The following is a 5,400-nucleotide window of genomic DNA, read 5'->3' as shown; positions in this document are numbered from 1 at the left end:
CACGGTTTAAAACCCCATCAAGAGGAAGTGGGGGATAGGGGGAGCCCCCCGGGCTGGTCAAGCATCGATCCAGCACCGCAGATCGATGAAACAACTCCCGATACTACTGGCGCTTGGGCTGTTTGTCCCATCAGCAGCGCTGGCTTAGGTGGACGCCGAAGTGGCGGCCCAATGCCAAGAGGCCAGGGATTTCTATGGCTGCGTCAGGGCCCTTCACGACTGCGGCCCCGAGCTCCGATGACGTTGCCCCTCTTGCCGGCGTGATGGGGTAGGTGGCTGCAGGTCTGATCTCAGGCCCGACTTACCGCAACGCACCAACGAACCTCTCCCAGGGCATGAACCCGACCGAACTCGTTGAGGGAATCCTGCGAGGCGTCCTGCTCTGAACCGAAGCAGGCCCCAATCACTTGTGGCAGCTCGCCCGGAACCGATCAGAGCGGCTGGTGGCGGCGTGTTTGGTTTTGCGGCCGCTCACCCGCTTGCGCCAGAGCTTGAACGACGACGCTTTTATCTGTTGCTGCATCACTGCGATCACCTGCGGCTCGGAGAGTCCGAATTGAAATTCAATCGCCTCGAAGGGGGTGCGGTCTTCCCAGGCCATTTCAATGATCCGATCGAGATTTTCGCTGGGGAGCGTTGTCACCGACGCAGTGCACAGGGATTCGAACGCTAACTACGCATCAGGTCACGCAGAGGTCCCCGAGGGCCGCGAGTCGCGTCTGCAGTTTCGACCAGTCGAAACTGCGCGGATCCCCTCGTTCTCTGCCCAGATCCACATGGCGATGGGTGGTGATCGCCGCCGGCGGCAGATTGAAGGAGCGGATCCAACCGGATAAAACCAAGGCCAGCGCGTCGTATTGTTGAGTGGTGTATCCCGAATGAGAGCTATAGGCATTCGCTCCTGACGGCGGGGTTTCCAGGCTCAGGTGCAAGGCGAAGTTGTTAACGGAGCCCTTGAGCTTCTTGTTGGTAATCGCCCACTCCCCCAGAAAGGCGGAATAACCCGCGCCATAGGCACGACTCAACGGATCCACCAGATCCAGAACGCGCCCGTCTTGGCCCACCAATGTGTGGTAGCTCACCTGATCTTCATCCCGCGGATGAGGCGTCATGAAGGTATTCAATGCAGAGCTTAGCGAATAAACGGTTTCGTGCAGCACCACCACCCGCGGCGTGGCGTCGATCACACGGCCGTAGGCGTCCTTGTCGTAACGCTCACCAAAATTGGTGGGATCGATTTTCACGAACGCCCGCCAGGAACTCGAACGGGCATCGAGCTGGTTCAAACGCGACCGCAACGCGGTGTCCACACCCGAACACTGGCGGGCCAGTGGCGACCGCCAGGAGCGCGACTTCGGCGGTAACGGCACCGATGAGGAGGGGTTGTCCTCCCGTTGGCGACCACGTTCGATCACCACAGGAGACAGCTCCCCTTGATCCATCAACAACCAGCCAGTCAGTCCCAGAGCCAATGACCCCACTGCAGCAACGCTGATCGCGAGTGACCGGTGCTCATCAACGCGGTTACACACACCGCCCCAGCAATGGCTTAAACGATCTCGAACCATCGATCCCGCAACTGCCGTTGTTCCGTTGTGCACCCAGGATCCCAATCCAACACCCAATGGTCCACACCGGTGTCTGGGACAAGCTGAGTCTCCTTGAGCAGGCTGCGTCGTGAATAGGTGAGGCGTACACACTCCTGCTTCTCAAGCAGAACTGAAAGGTCACTGCTGCGACGCACCCGGTAGCCATTGATCGCCAACAGCTCATCACCCACCACAAGCCCTGCCCGTTGCCCGGGACTGTCTCGCCGCACCCGCTGAATCAAAGCGGCACCCTCAGAGTCCTTGAGAGTGAGTCCGTGGTCGGGATGCTTGAGCGGAACAGGGTCCATGCGCAGCCCCAGGGCCTCCACACAATCAATGAGGGGAAGAACCTCGGGCTGGTCCAGCCATTGATCCAGAAGATCCGTCGCAAGATCGGCATCCCACCGGGCCAGGGCGGCCTTGATGTCATCACGGCTATAGCCACGGGCCTGACGACCGGGGCCTTGCCACAACTCTCGCAGGATTGCGGCCATGGAATGGCCGCGCTGCCGCAGGCGCACATCCAGGCAGAAGGCCACCGCAGCACCGAGGCGGTAGTAGCTGATCTGGCTGTCCCGCGAGGCTGGCGTCGCCTTGTACAACTTGATCCACCCCTCACGGGCACTAGCCGCCAGTGACTGGATCGAACAACCCGGTGACATCAGCACGCTGGACAGCTCCTCCCCCAGATCCTTGAGCAGGGTCGGCCGATCTGAACACCCCGCCAGCAGGGGCAAGCTGAGGTCGAAATAGCTGGTGATTCCCTCGGCAAACCAGAGCCCCTCGGTGATCACCGCCTGCCCGTAGTCGTAGGGGCGCAGCTCAACGGGCCGCAGCCGCCGCACATTCCACTGGTGCAGGTATTCATGGCCAATCAGCTGCAACAGCTGCCGGTAGCCCTTGGGCTTGGCAAGGGCCGACCAGCTGAACTGCAGCACAGCACTGTGGTCGTGTTCGAGGCCGCCGTAGCCCTGATCGAGCAGTTGCAGAACCAGCTGGTAGCGGTCCCCTGCCGGAGGTGGGGTTCCCAACAAGCGACAGGTGGCGCTACACACCTTCTCAATGTCGCTGATGAAGCTCGGCGGCCAACCCATCGGCGGCGTGCCGATCAGCAGCAGCTCATGGCTCTTGCCCTCCACCGTGAAGGGTTCCGCCTGAAAGGGCCCCGCATGCAACGGGCTGTCCACGAGGGCATCGAAATCGGCAGCGACCCAGCTGTCAGCGCTGGCCTCAAGCGGCAGATGCACACACCAGTGCTGCGGGGCCGTTACGGCAACGTGGTGCGGTGACCAGCGGCAGCCGTCGATGTCCATCGCCACAGCGGCAAGGCAGAGCGAGGCGAAATCGGGATCCAGCAACCCGGTGCGGACGGTCAGATCCCGCGATTCAAGCTGATAGTTGAGCGTGAGCGGGCTCAGGTCCGGCAAATCGCTGAGCCACTGGTGCGGCGCCAAACGACGCACCGGGAGCTCCTCACCATTGGCCAGCAGCTGCAGGCTGTGCAGGTGTTGGGCATGATCACGCACTGTATAGGACCCCGGCGTCCATACCGGCAGTTGGAAGGTCTGGCGCTGGGTTTGTGGCGTCCACTGGATGGACACAGCGATGGTCTGCGTTTCGGGATGGCTCAGATCGAGCCGGATCTGAACCGGTTCGAACACGTCAGTGGGTCTGCAGGATCAAGTCGGCGGAACCCATGCCACCGAGGCGCACTTGGTCGATGGCGTGGAGGAGGGCGTAGCGACGGGTCACCCGCTGCAAGCACTGTTCAAGCCCCGGCTGGCGGCTGATCCGTTGGATGTCGCCATGCATCACGATCGTGCCGTCGTCTCGCTGGGTCCAGCCCAGGGGCATGGCTGAGCCTTGGGACGCGAGCACATCCACGGAATGGGAGTCGTCCGCGAATCCCTGCAATTCGGTCTTTTGCTCCACCGTGAAGCCCTCATCATAAAGGGCCTGAACCAGACGCTCGAGGTCGGTGAAGACAGTCGGCAGGATGGAGAGATGGGACATGGACCGAACCCCGCTTTGACAGACCCTAGCCACAACAATCGAGCTGACCAGGCCCCGCTGCAGCTGGGGGTGATGGCATCCGGAAGCGGCAGCAACTTCGAGGCCCTGGCCCAGGCGATTCAGGCGGAGGATCTCAACGCGCGGATCCAGCGGCTGGTGGTGAACAATCCGGGCTGTGGTGCCCAGCAGCGGGCGGAGCGTCTTGGCATTCCCGTATCGGTGCTCGACCATCGCCTGATCAAGGATCGGCGTGAGCTGGACGGCAAACTGGTGCACCTGTTTCGCGCCGACCAGGTGGAGCTGGTGGTGATGGCCGGGTGGATGCGGATCGTCACGGAGGTGTTGATCAGCCGCTATTCCGATCGTCTGATCAACATCCACCCCTCACTGCTGCCCAGCTTCCGTGGCATGGACCCTATCGGGCAGGCCCTCCAGGCCGGTGTGAAGGTCACCGGCTGCACGGTGCACATTGTCACCGAGGAGCTGGATGCCGGCCCGATCCTGGCCCAGGCCGCCGTTCCCGTTCTCGATGGGGATAACCACGCCAGGCTCGCCAAACGAATCCAGGAGCAGGAACATCTACTCCTGCCCAGGGCACTGGCTGACCTGACTCCAACCTGGCATCAGGGATAGAACGACTGCAACGGCAGCCCCGTCTCCGGGGCAAGGCCCGCCATCAGGTTGAGGCACTGCACGCCCTGCCCGGCCTGGCCCTTGATCAGGTTGTCGATGGCACTCATCAACACCAGCTGGCCTGTGCGGGTGTCCACCTGAACCGACAGCAGAGCACGGTTGGTGTGGCGCGCCCACTTGGTGGCGGGGTAGGTGCCCACCGGCAGGACTTCAACGCCGGGGTGGTGGCGGTAGATCGCATCCAGAACCGTGGTGCAATCCTCGGCGGTGAGACCGGGATCACGCAGGCGGGCATAAACCGTGGAGAGCAGACCGCGCACCATCGGCACCAGGTGCGGCGTGAACTGAAGCCGCACCTCCTGGCCAGCCACCTCCATCGCCATCTGCTCGATTTCAGAGGTGTGGCGATGACCGATCACGCCGTAGGGCGCGATGGATTCCGAGGCCTCCGCCAGCAGCATGGCCTCCTTTGGCACGCGACCGCCGCCGGAGGTGCCCGTCTTGGCATCGATGATGATGCCGCTCGTTTCGATCAGACCCTGCTTGAGGAACGGCAGCAGGGGCAGCAGGCTAGCGGTGGGGAAGCAACCGGGAGCTGCGACAAGCGTTGCGTCAGCGATGGCGGGACCGTTCCATTCCGACAGGCCGTAGACAGCACTGCTGCAGAGCTCGGCGTCCTGACGGTTGAGGGAGCCAGCCTCCTTGGCATAGACCTGCAGCCACTGGTCCAGAGAGCGGTAGCGGAAGTCGGCGGAGAGATCGACCACCCGCACACCCCGCTCCAGCAGTTGCGGTGCCAACTGACAGGCCAGGCCGTTGGGGAGGCTCAGAACAGCGAAATCGGAACAGGCTGCAATCCGATCCGGATCCGCCGATTCCACCGTCGGGTCATCCGGCAGAGGCAGAAAGGAGCAGACGGAGCTCCAGCGTTGACCAGCACTGCGTTCACCGCCCAGAAAACTCACAGACAGCCCGGGGTGGCCCTGGAGTAGACGGATGGTCTGCAGGCCGCCGTAGCCGGAGGCGCCGATCACAGCAACCCGTCCGCCCTTCAGCGTTGCCATCGCTGCAACCGCCGACGTTGTCTTGCCTGCCATTGAACCAACCAGCCAACGGTCGATCGTACAGAGATCAATAATGAAGTCATCTCCCGGCGACCAGGCTC

At 62.6% G+C, this 5,400-nt stretch carries 6 protein-coding genes; 1 reads left to right on the top strand and 5 read right to left on the bottom strand.

Annotated features, from left to right (window positions below):
* Window positions 1-403 precede the first annotated feature (403 nt).
* The 4 genes from ACGVJ8_RS07670 to ACGVJ8_RS07655 are packed head-to-tail and all read right to left on the bottom strand — an operon-like array spanning window position 404 to window position 3,602.
* Window positions 404-643 (bottom strand): TIGR03643 family protein, encoded by a 240-nt coding sequence (locus ACGVJ8_RS07670; RefSeq protein ID WP_392346928.1) that lies wholly within the window; start codon window positions 641-643, stop codon window positions 404-406.
* 37 nt (window positions 644-680) lie between these two features.
* The gene (locus ACGVJ8_RS07665; RefSeq protein WP_392346926.1) at window positions 681-1,568 is read right to left on the bottom strand and encodes an N-acetylmuramoyl-L-alanine amidase; all 888 of its coding nucleotides are present in this window, start codon (window positions 1,566-1,568) and stop codon (window positions 681-683) included.
* The gene (locus tag ACGVJ8_RS07660) at window positions 1,550-3,250 is read right to left on the bottom strand and encodes a M61 family metallopeptidase (protein WP_392346924.1); all 1,701 of its coding nucleotides are present in this window, start codon (window positions 3,248-3,250) and stop codon (window positions 1,550-1,552) included. Before ACGVJ8_RS07660 ends, ACGVJ8_RS07665 begins: the two co-directional genes overlap by 19 nt.
* 1 nt (window position 3,251) lies before the next feature.
* Complete coding sequence (locus ACGVJ8_RS07655; protein ID WP_392346922.1) at window positions 3,252-3,602, bottom strand: DUF1257 domain-containing protein; 351 nt, start codon at window positions 3,600-3,602, stop codon at window positions 3,252-3,254.
* A gap of 72 nt (window positions 3,603-3,674) precedes the next feature.
* Between ACGVJ8_RS07655 and purN the strand changes: the two genes are divergently transcribed.
* Window positions 3,675-4,235, top strand: coding sequence for a phosphoribosylglycinamide formyltransferase (purN, locus tag ACGVJ8_RS07650; protein WP_392346920.1), 561 nt, complete (start codon window positions 3,675-3,677; stop codon window positions 4,233-4,235).
* On the opposite strand, the gene argC is transcribed toward purN, so the two are convergent.
* On the bottom strand, window positions 4,226-5,299 hold the full coding sequence (gene argC, locus ACGVJ8_RS07645) for an N-acetyl-gamma-glutamyl-phosphate reductase (RefSeq protein ID WP_392346930.1): 1,074 nt from the start codon (window positions 5,297-5,299) through the stop codon (window positions 4,226-4,228). The two genes, purN and argC, sit on opposite strands and share 10 nt — an antisense overlap.
* Between the last annotated feature and the right edge of the window lie 101 nt (window positions 5,300-5,400).

It is taken from the genome of Parasynechococcus sp. (assembly GCF_042954245.1).
GTDB lineage: Bacteria > Cyanobacteriota > Cyanobacteriia > PCC-6307 > Cyanobiaceae > Parasynechococcus.
Note: the sequence above shows the minus strand (reverse complement) of the source record. Positions and strands in the feature narration are given on the sequence as shown.

Excerpts from the sequence above, each read along its gene's own strand:
- argC (WP_392346930.1), bottom strand. The coding sequence starts at position 5,299 with ATGGCAACGCTGAAGGGCGGACGGGTTGCTGTGATCGGCGCCTCCGGC.
- ACGVJ8_RS07655 (WP_392346922.1), bottom strand. The coding sequence starts at position 3,602 with ATGTCCCATCTCTCCATCCTGCCGACTGTCTTCACCGACCTCGAGCGT.
- ACGVJ8_RS07665 (WP_392346926.1), bottom strand. The coding sequence starts at position 1,568 with ATGGTTCGAGATCGTTTAAGCCATTGCTGGGGCGGTGTGTGTAACCGC.
- purN (WP_392346920.1), top strand. The coding sequence starts at position 3,675 with ATGGCATCCGGAAGCGGCAGCAACTTCGAGGCCCTGGCCCAGGCGATT.